This is a genomic window from Acidovorax sp. MR-S7, assembly GCF_000400995.2.
Classification (GTDB): domain Bacteria; phylum Pseudomonadota; class Gammaproteobacteria; order Burkholderiales; family Burkholderiaceae_C; genus MR-S7.
Window position 1 is genome coordinate 1 of record NZ_DF238971.1, and the last position, 650, is coordinate 650.

Sequence of the window (650 nt, forward strand, 5' to 3'; positions counted from 1 at the left end):
GGAAGGTCTGCACAACCCTGCCGCCACCCGCGTGATGTGAGACATTGCCGACATGAAGCAAATGAGCCTGGGCGAGAGCGGATACGAGCGCAAGACCAAGCGCACGCGCAAGCGCGAGTTCCTCGACGAGATGAACCTGGTGGTGCCGTGGGCCGAGCTGGTGGCACTGATTGCGCCGCACGCACCGGCCCCCGGTGCCAAAGGCGGTCGCCCGCCGTTTGCGGTCGAGACGATGTTGCGCATCCACTTCCTGCAGCAGTGGTTCAACCTGTCGGACCCGGCGATGGAAGAAGCCTTGTACGACACGGCGCTGTTTCGCGAATTCGCCGGGCTGGACATGGGCGAGGACCACCTGCCCGACGAGAGCACCATCCTGCGCTTTCGCCACCTGCTGGAGCGCCACCAGCTGAGCCTGCAGTTGCTGGCCACGGTCAACGCCACGCTCACGGCCAAGGGACTGCTCTTGAAGAGCGGCACCGTGGTGGACGCCACGCTCATTGCCGCGCCGAGCTCGACCAAGAACAGCAGCGGCGAGCGCGACCCCGAGATGCATCAGACGAAGAAGGGCAACCAGTGGCACTTCGGCATGAAGGCGCACATCGGGGTGGACGCCGACTCGGGCCTGGTGCACACGGTCATCGGCACAGCGG

1 protein-coding gene is annotated in these 650 nt (G+C 65.5%); it reads left to right on the forward strand.

All coding sequences use genetic code 11. The annotated features are described in order from the left end of the window. Positions 1-52: 52 nt before the first annotated feature. Positions 53-650 (forward strand): IS5 family transposase (locus AVS7_RS18815; RefSeq protein WP_024001851.1); only part of this gene is annotated, 598 nt, incomplete at its 3' end.